Annotated in this window: 26 protein-coding genes, 4 tRNA genes and 1 other RNA gene; 21 read left to right on the forward strand and 10 right to left on the reverse strand. The window is 47.6% G+C overall.

What is annotated here, in order from left to right; genetic code table 11:
* Positions 1 to 30: 30 nt before the first annotated feature.
* The 4 genes from E4K71_RS04355 (at position 31) to E4K71_RS18545 (ending at position 3619) form a co-directional block, all read left to right on the forward strand.
* Entirely contained in the window at positions 31 to 726 is a 696-nt protein-coding gene (locus tag E4K71_RS04355) for a TRAP transporter small permease subunit (RefSeq protein WP_135077101.1), read from the forward strand.
* A complete protein-coding gene (locus E4K71_RS04360) occupies positions 723 to 2093 on the forward strand; it encodes a TRAP transporter large permease subunit (RefSeq protein WP_135077104.1) in 1371 nt (456 codons plus the stop codon). The genes E4K71_RS04355 and E4K71_RS04360 overlap by 4 nt, the downstream gene beginning before the upstream one ends.
* A gap of 31 nt (positions 2094 to 2124) precedes the next feature.
* Positions 2125 to 3216 (forward strand): mandelate racemase/muconate lactonizing enzyme family protein, encoded by a 1092-nt coding sequence (locus E4K71_RS04365; RefSeq protein WP_135077106.1) that lies wholly within the window; start codon positions 2125 to 2127, stop codon positions 3214 to 3216.
* A 310-nt stretch (positions 3217 to 3526) separates the two neighbouring features.
* A complete protein-coding gene (locus E4K71_RS18545) occupies positions 3527 to 3619 on the forward strand; it encodes a 3-methyl-2-oxobutanoate hydroxymethyltransferase (RefSeq protein ID WP_167730272.1) in 93 nt (30 codons plus the stop codon).
* Here the strand turns inward: E4K71_RS18545 and E4K71_RS04370 are convergent.
* A complete protein-coding gene (locus E4K71_RS04370; RefSeq protein ID WP_135077109.1) occupies positions 3608 to 3841 on the reverse strand; it encodes a hypothetical protein in 234 nt (77 codons plus the stop codon). The genes E4K71_RS18545 and E4K71_RS04370 overlap by 12 nt on opposite strands.
* 239 nt (positions 3842 to 4080) lie before the next feature.
* Here E4K71_RS04370 and E4K71_RS04375 point away from each other — a divergent pair, with 239 nt between their 5' ends.
* A complete protein-coding gene (locus tag E4K71_RS04375) occupies positions 4081 to 5241 on the forward strand; it encodes an aminotransferase (protein ID WP_135077112.1) in 1161 nt (386 codons plus the stop codon).
* Between the two features lie 77 nt (positions 5242 to 5318).
* Positions 5319 to 5395, forward strand: a tRNA-His gene (locus E4K71_RS04380).
* Between the two features lie 84 nt (positions 5396 to 5479).
* Here the strand turns inward: E4K71_RS04380 and E4K71_RS04385 are convergent.
* Both E4K71_RS04385 and E4K71_RS04390 read right to left on the reverse strand, forming a co-directional pair.
* Positions 5480 to 5668, reverse strand: a complete 189-nt coding sequence (locus tag E4K71_RS04385) for a hypothetical protein (protein ID WP_135077115.1) — start codon at positions 5666 to 5668, stop codon at positions 5480 to 5482.
* 92 nt (positions 5669 to 5760) lie between these two features.
* Positions 5761 to 5955 carry a hypothetical protein gene (locus E4K71_RS04390; protein ID WP_135077118.1) on the reverse strand — a complete coding sequence of 65 codons (195 nt, stop codon included), beginning with the start codon at positions 5953 to 5955 and terminating at the stop codon, positions 5761 to 5763.
* Positions 5956 to 6234: 279 nt separating this feature from the next.
* Here E4K71_RS04390 and E4K71_RS04395 point away from each other — a divergent pair.
* The 4 genes from E4K71_RS04395 to ssrA all read left to right on the forward strand — a co-directional run bounded on the left by E4K71_RS04395 (position 6235) and on the right by ssrA (position 7243).
* Positions 6235 to 6319: transfer RNA gene (locus tag E4K71_RS04395), tRNA-Tyr, on the forward strand.
* Positions 6320 to 6349: 30 nt separating this feature from the next.
* Positions 6350 to 6426 (forward strand) — tRNA-Asp (locus tag E4K71_RS04400).
* Positions 6427 to 6454: 28 nt separating this feature from the next.
* Positions 6455 to 6531: transfer RNA gene (locus E4K71_RS04405), tRNA-Asp, on the forward strand.
* Positions 6532 to 6871: 340 nt separating this feature from the next.
* Positions 6872 to 7243, forward strand: a transfer-messenger RNA (tmRNA) gene (gene ssrA, locus E4K71_RS04410).
* A 16-nt stretch (positions 7244 to 7259) separates the two neighbouring features.
* On the opposite strand, the gene E4K71_RS04415 is transcribed toward ssrA, so the two are convergent.
* Complete coding sequence (locus tag E4K71_RS04415; RefSeq protein WP_135077121.1) at positions 7260 to 7937, reverse strand: DUF2270 domain-containing protein; 678 nt, start codon at positions 7935 to 7937, stop codon at positions 7260 to 7262.
* 271 nt (positions 7938 to 8208) lie between these two features.
* On the opposite strand from E4K71_RS04415, the gene E4K71_RS04420 reads away from it, so the two are divergent.
* A complete protein-coding gene (locus E4K71_RS04420; RefSeq protein ID WP_135077124.1) occupies positions 8209 to 8388 on the forward strand; it encodes a hypothetical protein in 180 nt (59 codons plus the stop codon).
* A 72-nt stretch (positions 8389 to 8460) separates the two neighbouring features.
* Here the strand turns inward: E4K71_RS04420 and E4K71_RS04425 are convergent, their stop codons facing one another.
* The gene (locus E4K71_RS04425; RefSeq protein ID WP_135077127.1) at positions 8461 to 8874 is read right to left on the reverse strand and encodes an acyl-CoA thioesterase; all 414 of its coding nucleotides are present in this window, start codon (positions 8872 to 8874) and stop codon (positions 8461 to 8463) included.
* Between the two features lie 126 nt (positions 8875 to 9000).
* Between E4K71_RS04425 and parE the strand changes: the two genes are divergently transcribed.
* Together parE and E4K71_RS04435 are read left to right on the forward strand one after the other, a co-directional pair.
* Positions 9001 to 10992: a DNA topoisomerase IV subunit B gene (parE, locus tag E4K71_RS04430; protein WP_135077130.1), complete on the forward strand. Its 1992-nt coding sequence runs from the start codon at positions 9001 to 9003 to the stop codon at positions 10990 to 10992.
* Between the two features lie 194 nt (positions 10993 to 11186).
* Positions 11187 to 11378, forward strand: coding sequence for a hypothetical protein (locus tag E4K71_RS04435; RefSeq protein ID WP_135077133.1), 192 nt, complete (start codon positions 11187 to 11189; stop codon positions 11376 to 11378).
* A gap of 108 nt (positions 11379 to 11486) precedes the next feature.
* Here E4K71_RS04435 and argC read toward each other — a convergent pair whose 3' ends face one another.
* Both argC and E4K71_RS04445 read right to left on the reverse strand, forming a co-directional pair.
* Positions 11487 to 12527: an N-acetyl-gamma-glutamyl-phosphate reductase gene (argC, locus tag E4K71_RS04440; RefSeq protein ID WP_135077136.1), complete on the reverse strand. Its 1041-nt coding sequence runs from the start codon at positions 12525 to 12527 to the stop codon at positions 11487 to 11489.
* A 182-nt stretch (positions 12528 to 12709) separates the two neighbouring features.
* Positions 12710 to 13300, reverse strand: a complete 591-nt coding sequence (locus tag E4K71_RS04445; RefSeq protein WP_135077139.1) for a rhodanese-like domain-containing protein — start codon at positions 13298 to 13300, stop codon at positions 12710 to 12712.
* 206 nt (positions 13301 to 13506) lie between these two features.
* Between E4K71_RS04445 and E4K71_RS04450 the strand changes: the two genes are divergently transcribed.
* Positions 13507 to 14868: a methyl-accepting chemotaxis protein gene (locus E4K71_RS04450; protein WP_135077142.1), complete on the forward strand. Its 1362-nt coding sequence runs from the start codon at positions 13507 to 13509 to the stop codon at positions 14866 to 14868.
* A gap of 144 nt (positions 14869 to 15012) precedes the next feature.
* Entirely contained in the window at positions 15013 to 15753 is a 741-nt protein-coding gene (locus tag E4K71_RS04455; RefSeq protein ID WP_135077145.1) for a transporter substrate-binding domain-containing protein, read from the forward strand.
* 6 nt (positions 15754 to 15759) lie between these two features.
* Here E4K71_RS04455 and E4K71_RS04460 read toward each other — a convergent pair whose 3' ends face one another.
* Positions 15760 to 16047 (reverse strand): hypothetical protein, encoded by a 288-nt coding sequence (locus E4K71_RS04460; protein WP_135077148.1) that lies wholly within the window; start codon positions 16045 to 16047, stop codon positions 15760 to 15762.
* A 272-nt stretch (positions 16048 to 16319) separates the two neighbouring features.
* Here E4K71_RS04460 and E4K71_RS04465 point away from each other — a divergent pair, with 272 nt between their 5' ends.
* The gene (locus E4K71_RS04465; RefSeq protein WP_135077151.1) at positions 16320 to 17261 is read left to right on the forward strand and encodes an IS110 family transposase; all 942 of its coding nucleotides are present in this window, start codon (positions 16320 to 16322) and stop codon (positions 17259 to 17261) included.
* 24 nt (positions 17262 to 17285) lie between these two features.
* Here E4K71_RS04465 and uvrA read toward each other — a convergent pair whose 3' ends face one another.
* Positions 17286 to 20111 (reverse strand): excinuclease ABC subunit UvrA, encoded by a 2826-nt coding sequence (gene uvrA, locus E4K71_RS04470; protein ID WP_135077153.1) that lies wholly within the window; start codon positions 20109 to 20111, stop codon positions 17286 to 17288.
* A gap of 76 nt (positions 20112 to 20187) precedes the next feature.
* Positions 20188 to 20934: a transporter substrate-binding domain-containing protein gene (locus E4K71_RS04475; RefSeq protein WP_135077156.1), complete on the reverse strand. Its 747-nt coding sequence runs from the start codon at positions 20932 to 20934 to the stop codon at positions 20188 to 20190.
* 174 nt (positions 20935 to 21108) lie between these two features.
* On the opposite strand from E4K71_RS04475, the gene ssb reads away from it, so the two are divergent.
* From ssb to E4K71_RS04500, 5 genes are all read left to right on the forward strand, one after another.
* On the forward strand, positions 21109 to 21648 hold the full coding sequence (ssb, locus tag E4K71_RS04480) for a single-stranded DNA-binding protein (protein ID WP_135077159.1): 540 nt from the start codon (positions 21109 to 21111) through the stop codon (positions 21646 to 21648).
* Between the two features lie 285 nt (positions 21649 to 21933).
* Positions 21934 to 22662 (forward strand): SDR family NAD(P)-dependent oxidoreductase, encoded by a 729-nt coding sequence (locus tag E4K71_RS04485; protein WP_135077162.1) that lies wholly within the window; start codon positions 21934 to 21936, stop codon positions 22660 to 22662.
* 71 nt (positions 22663 to 22733) lie between these two features.
* Positions 22734 to 23126 carry a YbaN family protein gene (locus tag E4K71_RS04490; RefSeq protein ID WP_135077165.1) on the forward strand — a complete coding sequence of 131 codons (393 nt, stop codon included), beginning with the start codon at positions 22734 to 22736 and terminating at the stop codon, positions 23124 to 23126.
* 339 nt (positions 23127 to 23465) lie between these two features.
* Positions 23466 to 25052, forward strand: coding sequence for a Re/Si-specific NAD(P)(+) transhydrogenase subunit alpha (locus E4K71_RS04495; RefSeq protein ID WP_135077168.1), 1587 nt, complete (start codon positions 23466 to 23468; stop codon positions 25050 to 25052).
* Positions 25053 to 25066: 14 nt separating this feature from the next.
* The gene (locus E4K71_RS04500) at positions 25067 to 26500 is read left to right on the forward strand and encodes an NAD(P)(+) transhydrogenase (Re/Si-specific) subunit beta (RefSeq protein ID WP_135077170.1); all 1434 of its coding nucleotides are present in this window, start codon (positions 25067 to 25069) and stop codon (positions 26498 to 26500) included.
* Positions 26501 to 26514 lie beyond the last annotated feature (14 nt).

Here is a 26514-nt window from a genome sequence, read left to right on the forward strand (position 1 = left end):
TTTTTCCGCAAAAGACAAAGGGATCTTAACATGCCTTTTTTATTGAAAGTAACCGACAGGATAGATCGTCTTTGCGAAAAAGTCGGTCAACTGGGAAGCTGGCTTATTTTACCGCTTATATTCATCATTATTTTTGATGTCTTAACCCGAAAATTTCAATTTATCCAACAAGCCATCCTGAATTCACCGTTGTATGAATTTCTGTCGCCAACCAAATTGCAAGAAATGGAATGGCACCTTCATGCCGCGATTTTCTTGACTGCATTTGGCATGACATATCTTCACAACGCCCATGTTCGTGTTGATGTCTTGCGCGAAAACCTATCGCACCGACGCCAGGCCATTAATGAGCTGCTGGGTATTCTTTTTTTCGCTTTACCGTTCTTCGCCGTTATTTGTTTCTACAGCTGGGAATTTGTCGCCAGAGCCTATCTTTCAGGTGAAGGCTCAGATGCGCTGACTGGACTGCCTCATCGCTGGATTATTAAATCTGTATTCCTTGTGGGTGTGGTTGTCATCTTCCTGACTTGTGTGTCCGTTGCGATCAAACTGGCGTTCTATCTGTTTGGTAAACCCGAGCATGCTGCTGCTGCCGATGAAGCATTGAATATTTTCCCGGTAGAAGTTGAGGAACATGTGGACGACGTTTCGCCCGGCGATGGCTCTCATGAAGAGTTTCATGTCGATAATCCGGAAATTCCTGATGAAAATAGGCCCATGACATGATTGAACATTTTGAAGAATTTCTCGCGGCCTATATGTTTCTGACTTTGGGCATCACTCTCTTTGCTGGATTACCTGTGGCCTTTACGCTTGGCGGGGTTGCACTGGGTTTTGGTCTTCTCGGCTGGGAATTTGGCTATCTCCAACCCAATGAGTTTTTCCTTTTTGTTGAACGGCTTTGGCAAGGCGCTGCACAGAACCTTGTTTTGGTGGCTATTCCCTGTTTTATTTTTATGGGGACCATGCTGGAACGAAGCCTTGTTGCAAAAGATTTGCTTTATATCCTGCAAGTTCTCATGCGGCGCGTTCCCGGTGGCCTGGCCCTTTCTGTGACAGTCATGGGCACAATTATGGCGGCGACAACCGGCATTATCGGTGCTTCTGTGGTGATGATGACCATGATGGCCCTGCCAACCATGTTGTATCAGCGCTATCATACTCCGCTGGCAACCGGCACGATTGCCGCGTCGGCGACATTGGGCATTCTCATCCCGCCTTCCATTATGCTGGTGATCATGGCGGATTTGATGGCAATTTCGGTTGGGAACCTGTTTTTAGGGGCGATTGTCCCTGGCCTGATTCTATCTTGTTTGTATTTCGTCTATATCCTGTTTATTGCGAGCAAGAACCCGCATTGGGCACCGCCTTTAAGTGATGATATTGGTCCGGAAAGCACCAAAGAACTGGTCATCTTGCTGCTGAAAGGGTTCGTACCACCGGTCTTTTTGATCATTATGGTTCTGGGCTCAATCTTTGGCGGTTGGGCGACACCGACCGAAGCTGGGGGTGTGGGTGCATTTGGGGCTATTTTACTCGCCCTGTTCAATGGTCGTTTGAATAAAGAAGCGTTGCAAGACGTTTGCCACAGAACGGCACTGACTGCGGGGATGATCTTCATGATTTTCCTCGGTGCGACAGCTTTCTCCTATATTTTCCGTGCGTTGTACGGCGAAGACCTGATTATTGAATTTATCAATTATCTGGATTTAGGGTCCTGGGGACTTCTCTTCCTGCTGATGGCGGTGATTTTCCTGCTCGGTTTCTTCTTTGACTGGATTGAAATTACACTGATTATCCTGCCTGTCTTTACACCGATTGTAGCGGCAATGGATCTTGGTGGATATGTCGAACAGAAAGATATTCTGTACTGGTTTGCGATCCTTGCAGCGATCAATTTGCAGACATCGTTTCTAACCCCGCCATTTGGTTTCGCCTTGTTCTATATGAAGGGGGTCGCGCCAAGTTCTGTGAAAATGAAGCAGATTTATGCCGGGATTATTCCTTTCATCCTCCTCCAACTTTTTGGGCTTGCACTTGTCATTCTTTGGCCGCAACTCGCCTTGTGGCTACCAAATGAGCTTTTGCAGTAAGCATTTACTTCCTTCAACGGAGATATAACTTATGTCTAAAATCAGCAGCATTGATGCGAGACTTTTCAAAATTCCATTGAAGGAAGTCTTATCCGATGCAAAACATGGTGATCATGATCATTTTGAGCTGGTCACTGTAACCATCCGCCTGGACAGCGGGATCGAAGGGACCGGTTATACCTATACTGGTGGCTGGGGCGGTCATGCCATTTTGGCAATGATTAAACACGATCTTGCACCTTCATTGATTGGGTGTTCACCTAAAAATGTTGAGCAGATCAACGAAGATTTGCATTGGAAAATTCACTATGTTGGTCGAGGCGGTGTGTCCGCCTTTGCCATCTCTGCCCTTGATATTGCGCTGTGGGATATTCGTGGTAAGGAAACAGGTAAGTCTCTTCGTGAAATGGCTGGTGGGGCAGACACATCCTGCCATGCCTATTGCGGTGGTATTGACCTGAATTTTTCTTTGGAAAAACTCATGTTGAACATTCAGGGCTATAAAGACCGTGGGTTCAACGCCTTTAAGATCAAAGTGGGGCGTGAAAACCTGCAAGAAGACGTGCACCGGGTTGAAGCAATCAGAGATTTCATTGGCCCGGAGGCTGCTTTTATGGTTGATGCCAATTATGGGATGGACCTCGGACATGCTTTTGAAGCCTGTAAAGAATTCAAGGCCAGTAATCTCGTCTGGTTTGAAGAACCCATTATTCCGGAAGATTTAGCCGGTTATAAGCGGTTGGCAGAAGAAACCGGCGTGCCCTTGGCAATGGGGGAAAACCTTCATACCATTCATGAGTTTGAAACCGCGTTTGAACAGGCGAACCTGTCTTTCATCCAGCCAGATACCGGCAATTGCGGGGGGATCACTGTCTGGCTACAAGTTGCTGAATTATCCGTGAAACATGGCATTCCGGTCTGTAGTCATGGGATGCAGGAACTCAATGTCAGTTTATTGTCCGGCCATCCCAACGGTGGTTGGCTGGAAGTCCATAGTTTCCCGATTGATGAATATACCCTGCGCCCCCTTCAGGTCAAAGACCATAAGGCTGTTGCGCCTAATGAACCGGGTGTTGGTGTGACGTTTGATTTCGACAAACTTACCCCACATCAAGTCGGTTAACTTTCCTAGGGCGTAAACTCATAAAATAGACTTGTTTGGCGGAGATGTATTTGAGGATAGACAAGGCATGAAACCTGCAGAAGTGCGAGCACTTTAAGGGTTTTATAACGCCGCTCTATCCTCAAATACATCCCGTCCCTTACGGGATTTCCCTAAAATATAGGCATTACGGCGTTAAAGTCTTTTGAAAGTACAAGTACTTCCTGCAAGCCTTTGCCTTGTCTTGCCTATATTTTTGAGAAACCAAGCAAATCTATTTTATGAGTTTACGCCCTGATGCACCATTCCAAGGCTAGAGGATATTTCCCCTATGAGTAAGCAGTCGCGTTTAAACCGTATTACATTGGCGCAATTACAGGCCCGTAAAGGCGGCGGTGATCCCATTGTTTGTTTAACCGCTTAACCGGGCATCCCATTCTGGTTTGGTATGCTGTTTAAGTTCTTTTTTTCCGTTCTTTGGGTTTAACTGCCGCCATTGGATAAAGTAGCAAACCTTGGTTTTAGTGATACGGACCCCCATACCTGCCGGGTCATCATCCCAGAGTAAAAGGTACCGTTTATCAGGTGGGCATTTAACGGATAAATCTTCGTAAGTCAGGTGCTTACGAGCAAATGGTTTTCCCATTTTGAATACTCCTATTGCAACGTGACAAAGAAAGTTGATACAGAGCCAGACAAATTGAAATGCTTACTGTATTGTTTTGTAAGCAGGAAATGCGAAAAGGTTGAGACGAGTTCTTCAATTCCCATTTTTTTGATGATCGTCTCAATCTTATGCAGTTTAATGTTGGCGTTTTGTTTCATTTTCTGTCACATATTGTCATTTAGTTTCGTTCTCGAAACGTTCTTAGGGGCTTGATATAAATGAGTTTTTCAGAAAATTCAATACTTTCCGAATACGGAACTACGATCTTTACCGCGATGTCGGCGCTGGCAGCAGAGTATGGCAGTATTAATTTGGGGCAGGGGTTTCCGGATGTGGATGGGCCAAAGGAGATCCGTCAGATTGCTGCGCAGGCTCTGCTGGACGGGTCAAACCAGTATCCACCGATGATGGGACTGCCTGAATTGCGCCAAGCGGTTGCAGAACATAACAAACGTTTTTACGACTTGGATGTGGATTGGCAAAGTGAGGTCATGGTGACGTCTGGGGCGACAGAAGCGTTGTGCGATTGTTTTATGGGATTACTTAATCCGGGTGACGAAGTGGTGTTGATTGAACCGCTTTATGATTCATACCTCCCCATCATCCGTCATATTGGCGCGATCCCCAAACTGGTGCGTGTGGAACCCCCTCATTGGGAGTTGCCCCGTGATGCATTGGCCGCGGCCTTTAGTGAGAAGACCAAGCTCTTGGTTTTAAACTCTCCAATGAATCCATCTGGCAAAGTTTTTAATCAGGAAGAATTATCTTTTCTGGCCAGGATCCTAGAAAAACACGGTGCCTATGCCATTTGTGATGAGGTTTATGAGCATTTGGTGTTTGATGGACAGAAACACCACCCTCTGATGACTTTGCCGGGTATGCGCAATCGTTGTGTCCGCATTGGGTCGGCTGGCAAGACTTTTTCTTTAACAGGTTGGAAAATTGGTTATATCACGGCCACTGCTGAATTGATGGGGGCTATTGCCAAGGCGCATCAGTTTGTCACCTTTACCACAGCGCCAAACTTGCAAAAGGCTGTGGCGGCAGGCTTGCGATTTGATGAGCCCTACTTTACCCAGTTTACAGCCGATATGCAGACACAGCGCGATATCCTTGCGGATGGATTGAGAGAGGTTGGGTTTAAGGTCCTTCAAAGTGAAGGTACCTATTTTCTGACAGTGGATTTCTCCCCCTTGGGGTTTGAAGGTGATGATGGGGAGTTTTGCCGTTATATCACAACAGAAGTGGGGGTAACTGCTGTGCCAACAGGGGCGTTTTATCAAGAAAATGGACCGCGCCATTTTGTACGTTTTTGTTTCTGCAAACAGCCTTCTCTTTTGCGTGAGGCAGTTGCCAGATTAAAGGCACATTTTGGCTGATTCATTTTTTTGTCATTTTTCGTCGAAAAGCTATTGACGATGAAGGTGAGCTGGCGTACATAAGCGCCCACCCAATGGCGATTGTAGCTCAGTTGGTTAGAGCACTGGTTTGTGGTACCAGATGTCGTGGGTTCGAATCCCATCAATCGCCCCATATAAAAAAGCCCCACTTCTTTACGGTGACGTGAGAAGTGGGGCTTTTGTTTTGTGAACAGCCTGTTTGATTAGGGATAGCCCCCTAGGTGTGACTTGCGACTAATGCTTCAACTTGTTGATAGGCGGCCTCGTCCTCAATGCCGTCCATGGCGGCAAGCATCATGGCTGCGGCTGTGGTGGCTTCTTTGGTATCTTCTGGTGCGCTAATGCCTCGGCTGTGAGCTTCTTCGAGGGCTTCTTCATAAATGTCCAAAATTGCGGCGGCGTCCATCTGACAGAATCCTGCATTTTTTTGTAGGGAAGTAAAAACAGCCCTTTAATCAAGAAAGGGCTGGAGGGAAGGCGCGAGAAGAATCTATAAGCTCAATTCAGCAAGTTTGAAGCCACAACTTCTTCAACCTGATTATAAGCAGCTTCATTTTCAATGCCATCCATGGCTGCGAGCATCATGGCGGCGGCGGTTTTTGCTTCGCGCTTGGCTTCCATATCAGCAATTCCACGACCAAGCGCTTCGTCAAACGCCTCGTCATAAATATCCATTACTGCTGCTGCATCCATTGTCGAATCTCCATTTACTGGTGTTTTCCAGACTTCAATCATTCTTATTTACAGTAACATACCCCTGTAATTTCGTGATGAGAGTATTTGTAGATAGCCTTGGTGCAGTTGTAGTAGGTATATATGCGTAACACCCCTGTTTTTCTGCGGTTTAACAGGCGGAAAACTGCAGCAAAGACAATTAAGTGCAAAAAAAATGAAAAATCCTGTTGCAAGGGGTTTAGGGCGCTGTTATAACCCGGCCCACACCACGACACAGAGCGTGTGACAAGGGTCCTGGGAGGGATGCCTGAGTGGCTAAAAGGGGCGGACTGTAAATCCGCTGGCTACGCCTACGTTGGTTCGAATCCAACTCCCTCCACCACTCTTTTGCTCTGCGTCTGAATGAACGTGAGGGGGTGTAGCTCAGTTGGTTAGAGCGTCGGCCTGTCACGCCGAAGGCCGCGGGTTCGAGTCCCGTCACTCTCGCCACTTTCGCGTTCATTGGGTGCTCCTTTATGGGGGTGTAGCTCAGTTGGTTAGAGCGTCGGCCTGTCACGCCGAAGGCCGCGGGTTCGAGTCCCGTCACTCTCGCCATTTAAAAAGCCTGCCGTTTTCGGCGGGCTTTTTTATTTTCAGGTTCTTAAGTATAGGTTTTGAATTTTACTTTTGCGAATTCTTGACTTTTTAATGTAGGTGCGAAATAAGAGGGGCACTTGCAACATGAAAAGCTAATGGAGTTTAGGGTATGTTCGAATTCTTCAATGAAAAAGTTATGGGTGACTGGTTCCCGCTTACAACAATGGGCATTGGCCTGTTTATGCTGGCGTGGTTGTTCTTCCTTGGTGATTTGGTCATGGGCCGCTAATCAGCTTGATTTGCAAAAACGAATTTGAAAAGTCTGTCGCAATTGCGGCAGGCTTTTTTTTATTTTAGATTCCTTGACCTTTGGTCTTTGTCGGCTTACATCTAGGGGGTCTGCTTAGCGGCAGACTACGGCGCTAGAGGCTTGTATGGAATAGGCTGACTGGACCCGGGGGCGGTACCCGGCGCCTCCACCATAAGCTGATTGTAGATATGATCAGTTTGTGAGGGGGGCGAAATAGGATCGACAGCGGTAGTAAAGATACAGTGCTGCGCTCGGTGAGCTACCACCGACATCGGTGCAAACTTTTATAGATGCCAACGACAATCGTATGGCTCCGGTTGCAGCTGCTGCGTAACGCAGTCGCTTGACCAAATTCAATTCCTATTAAGGTGAGTCTTAATAGGTGGGGTCCGGGGGTACCTAGCAACAGAGACCCCCACTTCCTTCAAAATTTGATTTAGCCCATGCCAACGCCTTTGTAGCGGCGCTTTAGGCGTGAAACCTTATCGTGATAAAGGGTACCGACGGCGACACTGATCCAGCTTAAATGGAACAGTGCATGCATGAAGATGACGAATTCACCGGGCAAAGGACCGATGGAGGCTCGTTCAAAAAGCTGGGTCATATCTTCCATAGGGGCGGGGTGAATCGCCAGTTTGCCGTAATAGGCAATGGCTTGAATGGCTAACAGCCAGGCATAACTGCGGCGCAGGCGTCGCCCCGTTGCGCGTAACAGGCTGATATGATGTTTCGGGTTGATGTAATCGTTGGCGAGAATCTTGTGCCAGTCCCCGTTTCTTTCATAATCATCACCGAGAAGCATGGGGGCGTAAAGCTCTGTTTCAATGTGACGGGCACGCGCACGCCAGACATTGAAGTAGCGATAGCGTCGTGCTTCAAAAATCAGGAACACGATAACCAGAAGCCCAACGAGAACAAGGGGGAGGGGAGAGGCATTTACGCCACTGAAGGTGATGGAAAAAGCAATTCCTGTCGTGACAACGGCCCAGTTGGTCGTATTGTCCAGTCGCGTTCGCCAAGTGGTGGAACGATAAACCTCGCCACGATAAAGGTGGGCCAAGGCACCAAGTTCTGCAGCCGTGAATTTCGGCACGCCTTGATTTTCTTCTGTCATACTTATTGTATCCCTGTTTTTTTCTATGCTGCGACATTGGGCCTTGCCTTGCAATAAAAAACTAAATAAGAACATTTTAAGAACAAGTCTTGACAGGGTAGAGGTGTTCTTTTAATGTTCTTTTAACAGAGGCGAACGGAGTGGAGAAAAAAGATGATTATTCCGACTTTTGCAAAAGAGTTTATGGCGCTCGGCAGTATCTTTGCTGCGGGGTATCTCTGGTCTTTTATTTTGTAAATTAATGTGTGGAACAAAACAGGAATTTAAAAGTATGGCTTATCGTGAGCTGGGAGAGGCCCGCATTTTAAAGCGTTATGGAAAAACCGACTGGTTGAAGCCTGCACGTGTACAGGTTGTCCCCGTTGCAAGAAGTGCAAGTTGGCAACCGCTTGATCTGGTTGTTCCTCATTTGCAAGAAGATCTCAACGCCGCATGTGTCGCGGCGCAATAACAGTTACTTGCCGGGTGAGGCGATATATCCCCAAGGTTATTGCCCTGACCTCACATATCGCCTCACCATTTTTTAGCTCAGAGACAGCGAACTATCCGGTACAGGGGGGAGGGGACGCTTCTTGCCGTTGTCGTCAATGGCAACAAAGGTAAAGACCCCTTCGGTAACTTTCTCTCGATTAAGGCCGCTTTGTCGCAGAACCCAAAGTTCAACCATGATCGCCATGGATGTGGTACCTTCGCGTACAATGTCGGTATAAACGCACACCACGTCCCCTACGCTGACGGGTTTTAAAAAGGACATGGCTTCAACGCCGACAGTTGCGACACGGCCTTGTGCACGCCAGGCTGCGGTGACGCCACCGGCAATATCCATTTGCGACATGACCCAGCCACCGAAAATATCGCCGTTGGGGTTGGCATCACCGGGCATGGCCAGTGTGCGAATGGCGGGTTTGCCGGATGGACCGTTTTGTTCTTCTGACATGGTGTTTTTTTTCCGTTCTTATTGTGAATTGGCTTTGGATTGTTTATGACAATATCATGCTTGCCCGAAAGGATCATCCTTCCTATCATCGGGCACAGATTTTTTGGTTAAGGGTGGGCAGTAAAATTGGCTACGGATTTATTTGAAGGCGACGCACCGAAAACAGGTGGGGAATATACAGCACAGGATATTGAGGTTCTGGAAGGGTTGGAACCTGTTCGCAAACGCCCCGGTATGTATATTGGCGGGACGGACGAACGTGCCTATCATCACCTTGTGGCTGAGATTCTTGATAACTCTATGGATGAAGCTGTTGCCGGACATGCCAGCCGGATTGAGTTGGAACTGGACAGTAACGGATATGTGACCGTGCGCGATAATGGGCGGGGTATCCCGGTTGATCCGCATCCCAAATTCAAAGATAAGTCCGCTCTTGAAGTGATTCTCACAACCTTGCACTCCGGTGGTAAGTTTTCAGGGAAAGCTTATCAGACTTCTGGTGGTCTGCACGGGGTGGGGATGTCGGTTGTTAACGCCCTGTCTGATAGTCTGACGGTGGAAGTTGCCCGTGATCGTACCCTTTGGCGCCAATCTTTTAGCCGTGGTCTGCCCGAAGGCCCGTTGAAGAATGAGGGGCAGGTTAATAATCGTCGCGGCACGATGATTTCATTTCATCCTGATGAGCAAATCTTTGGTGGACGGATTAAATTTAAGCCGGCGACTCTTTATAAAATGGCCCGTTCCAAGGCTTATTTGTTTAAAGGGGTGGAAATCCGTTGGAAATGTGATGAAAGCCTGATCAAGGAAGGGGATAAAACCCCGGCGCAAGGGGTGTTGCATTTCCCCGGTGGTCTTTCTGATTACCTCACGAATGTGTTGGAAGGTCGTGAGGTTAAAACCGATGAACCTTTTGCCGGTGATGTGAAATTCCCGGACGAACAGGGCAAGGTGGAATGGGCCATTGCCTGGCCTGCAGATGAAGAGGCTTTCTTTAATTCCTACTGTAACACCGTACCGACCCCGTTGGGTGGCACGCATGAACAAGGTTTTCGCAATGCCTTGACCAAAGGTATTCGTGCATATGGGGAGTTGATCAATAACAAGGCGGCCTCCAAGATCACGGCTGATGATGTGATCAATGGTGCTTCTATTATGTTGTCGGCCTTTATTCGCGACCCGCAGTTTCAGGGGCAGACCAAGGAAAAGCTGGGTACGCAGGAAGCCGCAAAGCTGGTGGAAACGGCTATTCGCGATAATTTTGATCACTGGCTGGCCGGGAATCCGGAAATTGGCACACAGCTTGTCGAATATATGGTGGAGCGTGCGGAAATTCGTTTGCGCAAGAAAAATGCCAAGCAGATGAAACGTCAATCAGCAACCAAACGCTTACGTCTGCCGGGGAAATTGGCGGATTGTACGCGTTCGGTTTCCGATGGTACTGAAATCTTTTTGGTGGAGGGTGATTCTGCGGGCGGTTCTGCCAAACAGGCGCGAAACCGGGAAACGCAGGCCATTTTGCCTTTGCGTGGTAAGGTCTTGAATGTGGCTTCTGCTTCTGTGGATCAGATTAATGCCAATAAAGAACTCAGTGATATGGGCGAAGCGCTTGGTTGCGGTACACGTGAAGCATTTGAGCTGGATGACCTGCGTTATGAGCGCATTATCATTATGACTGATGCGGATGTGGATGGTGCCCATATTGCTTCCTTGTTGATGACGTTCTTTTATCAGGAAATGCCGGGCTTGGTCGAATCTGGCCGTCTTTATCTCGCACAGCCGCCGCTTTATCGTTTGGCAACGGGGGCAAAAAGCATCTATGCCATGGATGATATGGAAAAAGATGACTTAATGGAAAAAGAGTTTAAAGGCAAAAAAGTGGATATCAGCCGCTTTAAGGGGCTGGGGGAAATGCCACCTGCGCAGCTTAAAGAAACCACGATGGACCCGAAGAATCGAACCTTGCTTCGGGTGACTGTCCCGCATGGTCATAATGATGAAGATATCGAAGAGGCCAAGGAAACAAAAGATTTGGTTACTCGCCTGATGGGGAAAAAGCCGGAGCATCGTTTCCAGTTTATTCAGGAACGCGCCAAGTTCGTCGAAGATCTGGATGTTTAATTTCCTTATTTGGTTTTGGGTGTAAAGTCCGCCTATGTAATTGAATTCAGAGGGCTTATTTCTAAGGTATGCAATTTTTGCAATGCTGCGACGCAGCATTAGCGTTTTTCGACCTGTTTCTAATTCCTTATGCTCCTAAGCAATGAAGCCGAGTGTGCTTTCACTAATGATAAAAATGCAAAGGATAATAAGATATGACACAGCCTGAAATTAAATTCGAAAATGATTTTGAAACTTTGACTGAGTTGATGCATACGGCTGAAAAAGAGCGTGCGGCTTATATTTCTCAGTTGTCTGCGAGTTTGTTCTCAGGGCTGGTTGGTGTTGTTAAACGCGTCTTCTCAGCATTGTCACAGTCACACGGTAAAACAGCACAAGGCTGTTGATTTATAGAATTTTCAAGAGACTGAAAAATAAAAAGCGTGGAAATATTGAATTTCCACGCTTTTTTGTCATGCTTATATTGCATGTCTGTTGCTGAACGGGTGAGGGCCTTATGGGAACATTGGCTGTTGCGTCAGCCCTGCGGTTTCATCAAAGCCAAACATGATATTCATATTCTGGACGGCCTGTCCGGATGCGCCTTTCACCACGTTATCTTCGACACAGACGAGAATTGCACGCCCCGGTGCACGATCAGCAAAAACACCGATCAGGCAATAGTTAGATCCGCGCACATGGCGTGTTGCCGGGCTCATACCTTCTTCAACAACACGAACAAAGGGGGCTTGAGCATAGGCTGTATCCAGCGTCTCGCGCAAGTCATCAATGCTGACACCTTCTTCAAGGCTGACATAGATGGTGGAGAGAATGCCCCGGTTCATTGGCATCAGGTGTGGAGTAAAGCTGACAATCACATCCTTGCCCGCAGTTTCGCTCAAACCTTGTTCAATTTCCGGCCCGTGACGGTGGGTGCCGACACCATAGGCATGGATCGCATCGGAGACTTCACAGAAAAGTGTCCCTTCTTTTGGGGCACGTCCTGCGCCTGTTACACCGGATTTTGAATCAATAATGATATTATCCGTCGTGATTTTTCTTTCCTGCAACAAGGGGATGAGGGGCAATTGGGCTGATGTTGGATAACACCCAGGGTTTGCAACAAGGCGAGCCTTGGCGATTTCGTCACGTTTCAGTTCTGTGAGGCCATAAACCGCTTCTTTTTGCAGGTCCGGTGCGCGGTGTTTGTCTCCATACCATTTGGCATATTCTTCAACGTCTTTAAGGCGGAAGTCAGCCGACAGGTCAACAATGCGGACATTTTGGGGCAAAGAAGCGATAAATTCCTGAGTTGTCCCGTGGGGCAGGCAGCAAAAACACACATCAATGCCAGACCAATCGACCTCATCCATTTTCACCAGATCAGGCAGGGATAAGCCGCCCAGGTGGGGAAACACATCAGCCATGCGCATGCCAGCTTTTCGATCGGCTGTCATTGCGGCAATGTCCACATGGGGGTGATTGATCAAAAGGCGGACAAGTTCTGCACCTGTATATCCGCTGGCTCCGACAATGGCTGCTTTGATTGTGTTCATTTTCTTTCTCGATTTTCAAATAAAAAAAGGACCCGAACGGGCCCTTATTTAAAGAGTCCAATACACCCGTTCAGTAAAATTAATTCGCTGTTCGTGTGTATCGTCGCATAGCTCTTGTTTCCTGATGGTCTATCCTAGAGCCATATTTATCATTTTTTTTGTCCGGAAATCCAGCCTTTATATTAATCAAAAAGGGTATAGATTTTGTCGCTATCCAATGTGTAGGTCCAGGGCAGGCCGGAATTACGCCAGCCATTTTTGGCACGTACACCCATGGATTTCCCTTCTTTCAACTTACCACCTTCAAAACCATCAACCATGGTGTAGGCATTTTTGTATCCAAGTTCGAAAAACATGCTGGCAGCAGGGGCGCTACGGGTTGAACCGGAACGACACATGAAAATAAGGGTGGTGTCTTTTGTCGCCCCTTTTTCAGCCAGTTTTTCTTCAATTTCGTTCATGAAAGTTTCATTGACCGGGAACTCAAAAGATTTTCCCGTAACACGAGTGCGATCCACAATGCGAAAGGGGACGTGAATGTCGGTGTCATTGGTCCAGCCTGTAAACATAATCTCTACAGGGTCACGAACATCAATGAGTAACGCCTTGGTATCTTTCTGTAAAATGTCATAGGCTTCCAGAGCGGTGACATAGAGCCCTGACTTGGTCAGTGCGGTTTCTTTTTTGGGTACATCAGCCGATTCGGCGCTGAGAGAAGTCAGCACACAAAGGGTAAATGCAACTTTAAATAACCAAAAAGACTTAAGTTTCATGGTGCAGCGGCCTTCCTTAATATTAGTCTAAATTTATAAAATTAATGTCTAATGTTTATAGCATATTTTTCATATTCATTGGGTTTTATCGCCATTTCATTCTATGTATGCTTTTTAAACGATTTTAGGATTGTACTTATTCTGTAAGAGCTACTATTCTTGGCTCCTTCAAAAGTATTAACCCTTTGTATGTTTTAGGTATCTTGATGAGTGACGAATTAATCAAACAAGGTTGGCTTCCTCCACAGCGTGTTGATGAAGTGATTTCGCTGCTGGAAGCCGTGGGCCAAGGTACCTTTTTGTCTATTCCCAAGGGGGAGGATAAAATCGGTCAGGCCGTCCGCAAAATGGCTGTTAATATTGGGCGTCTATCAGCCAGTGAGATGAAACATACCGTCGCCATTTCCATGGAATTGAATGAGGCTGTTATCGCCGCTGCAAGTTTGAGCCGCGCAACAACGGTGACAGATACGAATGCGCAGGGGATGGCCTCTGCTACCGAAGAAATGTCGGCTTCTGTCGATACAATTGCCATGCAGGCACAGGAAACATCCAAGCTTGCTGATGGTGTGAAAAACTTGGCAGAAAAGGGGGAGGCCCACGCATCTTCGGCTGATGATGCCATGTCGGATATTGAAGTGTCCATGCGTGGGGTTGCTGAACGTAGTGACTCTTTAAGTGAATCCTCGCGAGATATCGGACAAATTGTTGATTTGATTTCGGAAATTGCCTTCCAGACTAACCTGTTGGCCCTAAACGCAGCAACCGAGGCTGCACGCGCCGGTGAAGCGGGGAAAGGCTTCGGCGTGGTGGCAACTGAAATTCGCAACCTTGCAGAACGCACCCGTGAAGCGACCAAGGATATTCAGCGCAATATCACAAATTTCCAAAATGAAATTGGGGCAATTATTGAAGCTTTGGACCGCAGCGATAAAACGGTAAAAGACGGACATGATATTATCAGTATGTCACGTGAATCTATGCAGGAAATTGTGGGGGCGATTGCCGATTTGACGCAGCGCAGCAGCGATATTTCTGAAACGGTGGGGCAGCAAAAGGTGGCTGCACGTGAAATTGCCCAAGGGATTACAGAAATTGCGGGTATGACCCGGAAAATTCAGGGGGCAACCCATCAGGTGCTGGATTCAATGGATGGGGCAGAAAAACATCTGACAGCGCAAATTGATGATATGGCAGACCTGGACTTGCCGAAAAAAGCACTGCATCTGGCAAAGTCAGACCATATTATCTGGAAGAAACGTTTGGCTGCCATGGTGGTGGGGCGTGAGAGCCTTAACCCGGATGAGCTGGCTGATCATACCTGCTGTCGTTTGGGGAAATGGTATTATGCCTGTCAGGATCAACGCGTTAAATCGCTGAAATCCTACAAAGAAATTGAGGCACCTCATATTTTGGTGCACAAACACGGGATTGAAGCAGCACGGCGTTACAAAGCCGGGGATGTCGCAGGCGCCTTGGCTGAAATTGATCGGGTGCAAAAAGCATCGGTTCATGTGATCCATCATTTGAATGAACTGACCAGACCTGTCAAAAAACGAAAGTCATAACTGACACGTAAATTTCTTTTTCTTTTCGAAGGATGTTTTTGTTTTTCTAGGCTTTTTTCTGATTTCGACGTGCAATCTTTAATTTAATCCCTATAATAATATAGACTCTCGTTTATTAAAGGTTGCTGGGTTGAAGGTGTGACTGTGCGGTTCCTTGCATATATTCTTATTGCTATTGTATTGAGTGTGGGCAAAGCGTCTGCACGTGACATTACGATTGCTATGGGTAATATCGAACCCTATTTCATCCCAAAGCAGGATTCCGGTATTTTTACAGATTTGGTGTTGGCCACCTTTCGCCATATGCCGGGGCTTAAACCAAAGTTTCGTTTTGGCCTAACCAATAAAGTACGGTGGAACCTGTATGAGGTGGGTAAAGTCGATGCGGTTGCCAATATTTTTGATTCTGTAACGGCCGATGGGTGTCGTACAGATGAACTGTTCCGTTTCAGTGATGTGGCGATTACGCGAAAGGAGTCAAAGCTGAAATTGGAAAGTGTTCAAGACCTTGCCGGGAAAGATATCATTTCTTTTGAGGGCGCGCGTGGCTTTTTTGGTGAAAGCTATAGCAAGCATTTGAGCGCTGATCGCTATTTTGAAACCAAGGTACAGGCATCTCAGGCGCGGATGTTGATTACCAAGCGTGTTGACGTCAGTGTCGGTGACTTGTTCATTTTTCTAAATGCCTTGCAGGACCCGCTCAATGTTGGGGTTTCCCCCGCAGACTTTGATTACCATCCCCTCTTTCCGCAAATTTCCACTCGTATGGCTTTTAAAGACACGTCTTTGTGTCAGCCCTTTAATGAGGCATTGGCAAAACTGCGAGCATCTGGGGAATATGAAAAAATCTATGACATGTATTTGAAGCGGTATAATTACAAATAGGCCGTTTTATTTGACCCGTTCGCCAATGTCAAATTCCACAGGGGCACATGTGCCTGATGTCAGTTCCTTGATTTTCACCTTATAGACTTGTGCAGGTTCCACATCATCAGGGAAGGCATTGGGGGCGAGCTTTGCATTGGGGTATTTGGCATTGATGCTGACAATCACTTGATTGGGCACGCTCACAACATGAGCATAGCCGTCTGTCGTTTCGTACGTACAGTTATTTTCTATTTGTGCGCAAGCGGTCAAGCCAGTCAATGCGCCAATCCATATCAAGTTTTTCATCAACATTTATTTTTTCCCATTTGAGTATGGGGATGAATAACGCAAAAACAGGCCAAGCGTCTATTGGACCAAAGTTGTGAGCGTTAAGAGCCTTGTGTATTTAAAATTTGTTAGACTTATGCCCATAGTAGCCCTTGGCCAAGGGCTACTATGGGTGGAGTTTGCCGTTAGAGCCTTGAGGCTTAGACCTCGTTAGTCAGCAAGGTAACTCCACCTTCTTCATATCTCGAACAGTTGATTGGGACCTTGATCCCGGAGCACAAGAAGGAGAAAGAAGTATGGCACATTTCAATTATTTTGTCGGCATTGATGTTGGGAAATATGAATGCCTCGTTGCTTTTAGTCATTCCTCCAAAATTTTATCCATCCCCAACACAGCAATCGGATTGCAAGAGCTTATTGATGGCCTTGAGGAAATCAAATCCAATACGCTCATTGCCATGGAAGCCACGGGAGGCTATGAAGTGGCCTTCTGGAAAGTTCTTCACAAAGCGGGTTTTCATGTTCGTCAAGTCCCTCCCGCTCAAGTAAGATCTTTTGCCCGTTCCAAAGCTCAAATTGCAAAAACAGATCGCATTGATGCCAAAATCATTTGCCGTTTTATACAGGAAAACCCAAATTCAGGCCGTTCCCTTCCATCTGATAATGTATTGAGGCTCAATAGGTTAATGGCAAAACGTTATCAACTCATTAAAGTAAGGGCTGCATTAAAATGCCAATCTCGACAACAGCAGGAAGAAGACCTTGAAGAATTGGACAAGGCTCATATCCAGTTTCTAAATAACCAGATTTCCAATTTAAACGCTATGATCACAACGCTCATTCATGAGAATCATGACCTTGAAGAAAAGGATCGTATTTTGCAATCGATCCCCGGCGTTGGCCCTGTCCTCAGTGCAAGTTTTCTGGCCTTCCTTCCCGAACTTGGAACGGCCTCAGATAAACAAATTGCCTGTTTATGTGGTATCGCTCCTATCGCACGAGATAGCGGGAAATATAAAGGAAAGCGTTTTATATCTGGCGGGCGAAAACAGGTTCGTGACGTTCTTTATCAAGCTGCATTAGTCGCTTCATGGCATAACCCGAAGATAAAAACCTTCTTTGCACGCCTTAAGTCTGCTGGAAAACCGCATAAAGTTTGCGTTATTGCAGCAGCTCGAAAGCTGGCAACAATTGCAAATGCCATGGTGCTTCAGAAATCAGAGTGGCAAACTGATTAATACAGTTGCTGACCCTAAGGGATCCTATTTCAAATAGTCTTTGAGATATTTCGCCGTATAGCTTTCTTCTACCTTTGCAACTTGTTCCGGTGTGCCTGAGGCAACAATACGCCCACCTTTTGCCCCGCCTTCGGGGCCGATGTCGATGATGTGATCGGCGGTTTTGATGACTTCCAGATTATGTTCAATCACCACAACCGTGTTGCCTTGTTCAACAAGAGCATGCAACACTTCCAGAAGTTTGCGTACATCATCAAAATGCAGTCCTGTGGTGGGTTCATCCAGAATATAGATGGTTTTCCCTGTGGCGCGACGTGATAGTTCCTTGGCCAGTTTGACCCGTTGGGCTTCCCCGCCTGAAAGGGTCGTGGCTTGTTGTCCAAGGTGGATGTAACCTAGACCAACCCGTTCCAGCGTCACCATTTTGTCGCGAATGCTGGGGACGGCCTTGAAAAAGTCAACGGCTTCTTCGACGGTCATATCCAAAACATCCGCGATGGATTTACCGCGAAATTTCACTTCCAGCGTTTCCCGGTTATAGCGCTTGCCCTTACAGACATCACATTGCACATACACATCTGGCAGGAAGTGCATTTCGATCTTGATCACCCCATCGCCTTGACAGGCTTCACACCGCCCGCCTTTGACATTAAAGGAGAAACGTCCCGGCTTATAACCACGGGTTTTGGCTTCTGGCAGATTGGCAAACCATTCGCGGATGGGGGAAAAGGCCCCGGTGTAGGTTGCCGGGTTGGAGCGTGGGGTGCGCCCGATTGGGGACTGGTCAATATCAACGATCTTGTCGATGAACTCGAGACCTTCGAGTTTTTTATGTTCACCGGGGTGCAGGCGTGCACCATGTAGCTTTTTCGCCAATGCCTTGTAAAGAGTTTCAATCACCAAGGAGGATTTTCCCCCGCCAGAAACCCCGGTTACACAGGTAAAAGTGCCCAGTGGAATTTGTGCATTCACATTTTGCAGGTTGTTGACCTTGGCCCCTTTGACTTTAATAAACTGGCCTTTCTTGCCTTTGCGGCGCTTGGTGGGCAGGGGGATTTGTTCCAGCCCTGTAAGATATTGCCCTGTCAGGCTATCTGGGTTCGCCATGACTTCATCCGGTGTCCCGGCAGCCACAACTGTTCCACCATGAACACCCGCACGTGGTCCCATGTCAATGAGATGGTCAGCACTGCGAATGGCATCTTCGTCATGTTCCACCACAATGACCGTATTATCGAGGTCGCGCAGACGCACAAGTGTTTCCAATAAACGGTCATTGTCGCGTTGGTGCAGGCCGATGGACGGTTCATCAAGCACATAAAGCACCCCGGTCAGGCCCGACCCGATTTGGGAGGCAAGACGAATACGTTGACTTTCCCCACCGCTCAAGGTGCCGGAAGAGCGCGAAAGCGTGAGATACTCCAGGCCAACATTGACCAGAAAGCCAAGCCGTTCGTTAATTTCACGCAAGATGCGACGGGCAATTTCTTTTTCTTTTTCACCCAGCGTATCTTCCAAAGAACTATACCATTTTGCTGCCTCGTCAATGGAAAAGGCGGTGACTTCACTGACATGCAGACCGTTGATTTTTACAGCCAGAGCTTCGGGGCGCAGGCGGTGGCCTTTACAGTCCGAACATTGTGTGACGGTCTGATATTTTGATAGCTCATCACGCACCCAGGAACTGTCTGTTTCGCGCCAGCGTCTTTCCATGTTGGGGATGACGCCTTCAAAAGGCTTTGTGACCTGATAGGAGCGTTTACCATCATTATAGGAAATGGTGATTTCTTCATCGCCTGAGCCATAAAGAACAACATCGCGTACCTTTTTAGGCAGTTTGGCAAAGGCTGTTTCTAAACCCACGTCATAATGTGTGGCAATGGCTTGCAAGGTCTGAGCGTAATAGACACTGGAGGAATTGGCCCAAGGGGCAACGGCTTTTTCCAAAGCCTCCCCATCATTGGGGACGACCAGTTCCGGGTCAAAATACATTTCAGTCCCCAGGCCATCACAAGAAGGGCAAGCCCCAAAAGGATTGTTGAAGGAAAAGAGACGCGGTTCCACCTCATCAATGGTGAAGCCGGATACAGGGCAGGCAAATTTGGCTGAAAATGTGTGACGATCACCGGATTTGGCATCTTCGGCAAAGAGTAATCCATCAGCAAGGTCAAGGGCCGTTTCGATACTGTCAGCCAGACGGGATTCGACCCCTTCACGTACCACAAGGCGATCAACCACGACTTCGATGTCATGCTTTATTTTTTTGTTGAGTTCCGGCACAGCATCGACATCATAAAGTTCACCGTCAACCTTGACCCGTTGAAAGCCCTTTTTCTGAAGCTCGATAAATTCTTTTTTATATTCACCTTTGCGCCCACGCACGATGGGGGCAAGCAGGTAGAGTCGGGTGCCGTCTTCCAGTGTCATAATCCGGTCTACCATTTGTGAAACCGTCTGGCTTTCAATGGGCAGGCCGGTGGCCGGGGAATGAGGTACCCCGACGCGTGCCCACAAAAGCCGCATATAGTCATAAATCTCTGTGACGGTCCCGACGGTGGAACGCGGGTTTTTTGAAGTGGTTTTCTGCTCAATGGAAATGGCAGGCGACAGTCCCTCAATATGATCGACATCAGGCTTTTGCATCAGTTCAAGGAACTGGCGGGCATAAGCGGAAAGCGATTCGACGTAGCGGCGCTGACCTTCGGCGTAGATGGTATCAAAGGCAAGGGATGACTTCCCTGAGCCTGAAAGCCCGGTGATGACGGTCAGGGAATTCTTGGGAATATCAACATCTACATTACGCAGGTTATGTTCACGTGCGCCGCGGACCTGAATTTCATCAACACTCATATCGCTTGTTCCAGATAGATCAAAAGGAGAACATTTAAGTCATCACAGATAGTGCGATATGGCCGTAATGTAAAGCCTAAAAGCCGAAAAAGGTGCTTCTGATCTTGGCGTATCCCCCATTTGCCTTAAGGGCGGCAAGGCCCGTGTTAAATTCGCTGAGGAACTGTTCGCTTTTGGGGAGTTGGCGAGAAGCTGCGATATGCTGGTCATTAATGGAAATGGCGGGTTCCATCACAAGGGTTTTCAACACATCATATTCATTCAGCTTGGCAATGGTGTTGTGGTATTGATCAATATTGACAGCGAACAGATCAATGCGTTTTTTAAAGAGAAGCTGGATGCCCTGTGCTTCGTCTTTCACCACATTTTTTCGAAGCTCGCTATTGCTTTCAAATGCCGGTGAATAGGCCCATTTGCGCCCGACACCAATCATATAGGGCTTCAGGTCATTGAGAGATTTATAACGGGCACCGACGAAATTTTCGCGCAACCCGACAAAGACCATTTTTGTTGTGTTAAGTGGGGCGGAAAAATGGAAAGAGCGGGCACGTTCATCATTGTAAAAAGCACTGAGCAAGCCATCATATTTACCTTTTGCCGCTTCTGCCAGAGCGCGTGGCCAAGGGCGGTAATCTATGGTCAGTTCATGCCCGCGTTGCTTCAGGGCTTGTCGGGCAACTTCAACAAGAAAGCCGCCTTTAACATGGTCAGGGTTTGTAAAAGGCTTAAAGGGGGCCGTAACCAGATGAAAGGTATCGGCCTGAACCTGAGAGCTTATTAAAACCAAGGTTGTGACAGCAATGCCAATGGCGCGTTTCATCATGACTCATGTCTTTCTATGAAAATCAATGAAAGGAGAAAATATGGTATCTGCATAAGGATGAAATGTTAAATGATTTTTCTAGGGTCATAACCTGATTTGGCTGGAAAGTTAATTTTATACCCTGTATGTTCGGCCCAGATTGAAAATAACTGCGAAAGACATGAAGGAGTTCCCATGGCAGGTTCGGTAAACAAAGTGATTTTGGTCGGAAATCTCGGGCGTGACCCAGAAGTACGATTTACCAATGATGGCGCTAAAATCGTTAATCTGTCCCTGGCAACGTCTGAAACCTGGAAAGATCGCCAAACAGGGGAACGTCGTGACCGTACGGAATGGCACCGTGTTGTGATTTTTAATGAACGTTTGGCTGATGTTGCAGAACGTTTCTTGCGCAAAGGTTCGACTGTTTATTTAGAAGGGGCTTTGCAGACCCGTAAGTGGACAGACCAGCAAGGTATTGAAAAATATACCACGGAAGTTGTTTTGCAGCGTTATCGCGGCGAATTGACCATGCTGGGTAGTCGCTCTGGTGGTGGTGAAGGTGGTTATTCTTCCGGTGGTGGAGATGACTATGGGCAAGGTTCCGGTGGTTTTGGCGCTCAGGCCGACCCGCAAGGTGGCAGCACAGGCCCTGAATGGAATTCCGGTGGTGGTTCCGCTGCTGGGGGTGGTGGTATTCCAGGTGGTGATCTGGATGATGAAATCCCGTTCTAAGGTTAGAAAACCCGTTCTAAGATTAAGTGTCTGACACTAAGAAAGCCTCCGGTTGGGGGCTTTTTTATTACCTATTTTATGCAAATTAAAATTATTTGAAATTATGTCGTAGGGGTATCATCTAACAGTATTAAGTACTTTCAACTAAGGGGGCACAGGTAAGGGAGTTCGTTTAAGGACAATAGTTTAAGGGAGATAGTTTAAGTACGCGCACGGAATTTAATCTGATAATTAATTCCCATATATTCTTTATGAATTAAGAACAAAACCGAGAAGGATATATTGATGAATCAGTTCGTAAATGTAATGGTTTTTGGTGCGTCTGGTGGTGTTGGAAGGGCATTACTTGACAAGATTTTAGAGTTCCCTTCCGTCGAACGAGTCTTTGCCGGGTCAAGAACTGAAGTGACCCATCCCTCAAAAAAAGTGGTGTCCTTTTATTTTGATTTTGATGATGAAGAAAAGATCAAACAAGCCATTGAATTTGCTGCAATGGAAAAGCCCCTTGATTTAATTGTCGTTGCAACAGGTATTTTGAGTGAGGCATACGGGATTGCCCCGGAAAAGAGCTTGAAAGAACTGGAGTGGGACCAGCTGTTACATTATTTTCATGTCAACTCGGTTGGTCCTATGTTGGTGGCAAAACATGCAATCCCTTTGCTCAATCGAAAAAGTACCAGTGTTTTTGCTGCGATGACGGCTCGTGTGGGCAGTATTTCAGATAATAGTTTGGGGGGCTGGTATGGATACCGGGCTTCTAAGGCGGCATTAAATATGATGATTAAATGTGCGGCGATTGAAGCAGCGCGTAATAATGAACAGGCAACGGTGATTGGGTTGCACCCTGGCACCGTGGATACGGCCTTGTCCAAGCCTTTTTTATCCCATGTGCCGGAGGAAAGATTGTTTACATCTGATTTTGCAGCTGAAAAATTGATGGATGTATTGACCAGCGTCAGGGCCAATGACAGTGGCCGGGTGTTAGCCTGGGATGGTCAGGAAATAGGGGCTTAGGGTCAGGACCCTAACCATTTTTCTTGAACCTGATGTCTTGTATTGATCAAACGTGACCCAACATATCAAGAATGAATGTAAAAATTAGACAAACACTTTATCTGTCCGTTGGTTGGTTTTTCACCGGATTAGGCTTTATTGGAGCTTTTTTACCTGTGTTGCCGACAACGCCGTTCTTGCTTGTTGCCGTCTGGGCTTTCAGTAAAAGTTCACCAAAGCTCAAACGGTGGCTTTATACCCATCCACAGTTTGGCCCTCATATCAGAAACTGGTTTGATCATGGTGCAATTACGACACGGGCAAAAATTTTTGCTGTGAGTTTGATGGGAGTGTCTGTCGGATTCTCTACACTTTTAAGTGAAAGTTTGTACTTGCCAATAGCACTTTCTTTGATAATGGTTGCGGTTGCAACTTTTATTTTGACCCGACCAGCTCCTTCGACTGTTGTAATTAAGTCACACTGATTCCTGCGAAGTTGTCATACCAGCTTGTTGCAGGGCAAAATAAAAACCCCTTAAATTCTGCGCTTTTTAGAATGTTTTGAAGGTTAATTGACTGTAAAACCAGCTTGTCAATATCAGTTTTTTGTAATGTTGCGTTGCGCAAAAAAATAACTGTATCGACAAATGTAGGACTTGCAGCCACTGGTATGACCAAGGCATAAAGGTAGGGCGAAAAGCGAATTCGGCGTGTGGTGCCGTTCTGTCGGGTCGGGCTGACGGAACGGCATCGTGCGCTCTAGCCGGGTGAGAAAAACATGAATGGATTACCTCAAATGACTGCAATGAAATACTGGAGGATTTATGGATAACGGACAGATTATAGGCACGCCGAAGGAACTGTTTGAAGGCGAAGCACGCGTTGCGATGACACCTGACTCCGCTGCCCAACTTCAGAAACTTGGATACCAATGCGCTGTTGAAACCGGCGCGGGGGTGCAGGCAGGCTTTTCTGATGAAGCTTACGAAGCTGCTGGCGTCGAAGTGATCAAAACAGCCAAGGCCCTGTGGGAAAAAGCCGACATCGTAGCAAAGGTTCGCCAGCCAGAAGAGGCCGAGCTAAAGCATCTTGTCAAAGGCAAAACTCTGATTTCTTTCTTTAACCCTGCGGGGAACGAAGAAGGTATGGAAGCGGCAAAAGCTTCTGGTGCCAACGTGATTGCGATGGAAATGGTTCCACGTATTTCGCGTGCACAGAAAATGGACGCCTTGTCGTCCATGGCGAATATCGCAGGCTATCGCGCAGTGATTGAGGCAGGGAACAACTTCGGTCGTTTCTTTACAGGCCAAATTACAGCTGCGGGTAAAGTACCGCCTGCCAAAGTGATGGTCGTTGGTGCCGGTGTGGCCGGTCTGGCGGCAATCGGTGCCTCTGTTTCTCTTGGTGCGATTACTTATGCATTTGACGTGCGCCCGGAAGTGGCCGAACAGGTTGAATCCATGGGCGCTGAGTTTGTCTACCTTGATTTTGAAGAAGAACAGGCAGACGGCGCGGCAACTGGTGGGTATGCTTCTGTGTCCTCCCCTGAATTCCGCGAAGCGCAGCTGGCAAAATTCCGCGAGCTGGCACCGGAAATGGACATTGTCATCACAACGGCTTTGATCCCGAACCGTGATGCACCGAAACTGTGGCTGGAAGATATGGTTGCGGCCATGAAGACAGGCTCGGTCATTATTGACTTGGCAGCAGAACGTGGCGGTAACGTTGAAGGTACCGTTAAAGATGAGAAAGTCGTTTCTGATAATGGCGTGACCATCATCGGTTATACGGATTTCCCTTCACGTATGGCGACGCAAGCCTCTACGCTTTATTCCACAAACATTCGTCACATGATGACGGACCTGACACCGGAAAAAGACGGTCAGGTCAATCACAACATGGAAGACGATGTGATCCGTGGGGCAACCGTGACCTTTGAAGGTGATATTACCTTCCCGCCACCCCCACCGAAAGTTCAGGCCATTGCAGCTCAAAAGAAAACCGAGCCTGTAAAGGAAGAAACACCGGAAGAACGCCGTGAGCGTGAGGTTGCTGAATTCAAGAAAGCAACGCGCAATCAGGTTCTGATGCTGGGCGTGGGTGGTTTGTTGATGTTGCTTGTGGGTGCCTTTGCGCCAGCCAGCTTCATGAATCACTTTATCGTTTTCGTGCTGTCTTGTTTCGTCGGTTATCAGGTGATCTGGAATGTATCCCACGCGCTGCACACGCCATTGATGGCGGTGACAAACGCTATTTCAGGGATCGTTATTTTGGGGGCGGTCTTGCAGATCGGTTCCAGCAGCCCACTGGTTGTCATTATGGCAACAATCTCGGTATTGATTGCAACCATTAACATTGTCGGTGGCTTCTTTGTCACACGCCGCATGCTTGCGATGTTTGAGAAGTCCTAAGGAGAAAAGAAACAATGGTTTATGGTATTATGACTGCTGCATATATTGCAGCCTCGGTATTGTTCATCCTTTCTCTGGGGGGGTTGTCTAACCAAGAAAAAGCAAAACGTGCCGTTTGGTACGGTATTGTCGGTATGGCAGTGGCTGTGTTGGTGACTGTTATTAACCAGACAGCGTTCAGCTTTATCTGGTTGATCCCGGCGATTTTGATCGGTTCTGTGATCGGTTATTTTGTGGCCGCACGTGTGCAGATGACAGAAATGCCGCAACTGGTGGCAGCTCTGCACTCTTTCGTTGGTTTGGCTGCAGTCTTTATTGGCCTCAATGCCGAGTTGGAACTGCAAGTGGTTCTGGCCATGGAAGAAGAAGCCCGCAAGGCCCTTCAAGGCTTTGCCCTGAAGCTGGCTCATAAAACAAGTACTGAGATTGCCATCTTGAAAGTGGAAGTATTCCTGGGGATCTTTATCGGTGCTGTGACCTTCACGGGCTCTGTTGTGGCCTTTGGTAAGCTGGCAGGTAAAATCGACGGCAAGCCGTTCAAGTTGCCCGGTGGTCACATCTGGAATGCGATGACAGCTCTGACCTGTTTGGTGCTGGGTATCCTGTTCTGCAATGACTTTGGTATCTGGACGATGGTTCTGGTGACAATTATTGCAGGCTTCATCGGCTGGCACCTGATCATGGGCATCGGTGGTGCAGACATGCCGGTTGTGGTTTCCATGTTGAACTCCTATTCCGGTTGGGCGGCATCTGCCATCGGTTTCACACTGGGCAACGACCTGTTGATCGTGACCGGTGCGCTGGTTGGTTCAAGTGGTGCGATCCTATCCTACATCATGTGTAAGGCGATGAACCGTCACTTCGTTTCTGTAATCCTTGGTGGTTTCGGTGGTGAAACTGGTCCAGCGATGGAAGTGGAAGGTGAAATGCTTCCGGTTGAAGCCGACGGTGTTGTGGCTGCACTTGAAGATGCAGACAGTGTGATCATCGTTCCCGGTTACGGTATGGCGGTTGCGCAGGCACAGAATTCCGTGTCTGAGCTGACAAAACGCCTGCGTGGTCAGGGTAAAGAAGTTCGCTTTGCCATCCACCCGGTCGCAGGTCGTCTGCCTGGCCATATGAACGTTCTGCTGGCCGAAGCCAAGGTGCCTTATGATATCGTAATGGAAATGGACGAAATCAATGATGACTTCCCGGATACGGATGTGGTGATCGTGATTGGGTCCAACGACATTGTGAACCCGGCGGCGCAAGAAGACCCGAACTCTCCAATCGCAGGCATGCCTGTTCTGGAAGTTTGGAAAGCCAAGCAGGTGTTTGTCTCCAAGCGTGGTCAAGGTACGGGCTATTCCGGTATCGAGAACCCGCTGTTCTATAAAGAGAACACGCGCATGTTCTACGGTGATGCCAAGCAGTCCCTGGATATCTTGCTGGAGAACATCCACTAAACACAGGGCTGAGA

It is taken from the genome of Terasakiella sp. SH-1 (genome assembly GCF_004564135.1).
Classification (GTDB): domain Bacteria; phylum Pseudomonadota; class Alphaproteobacteria; order Rhodospirillales; family Terasakiellaceae; genus Terasakiella.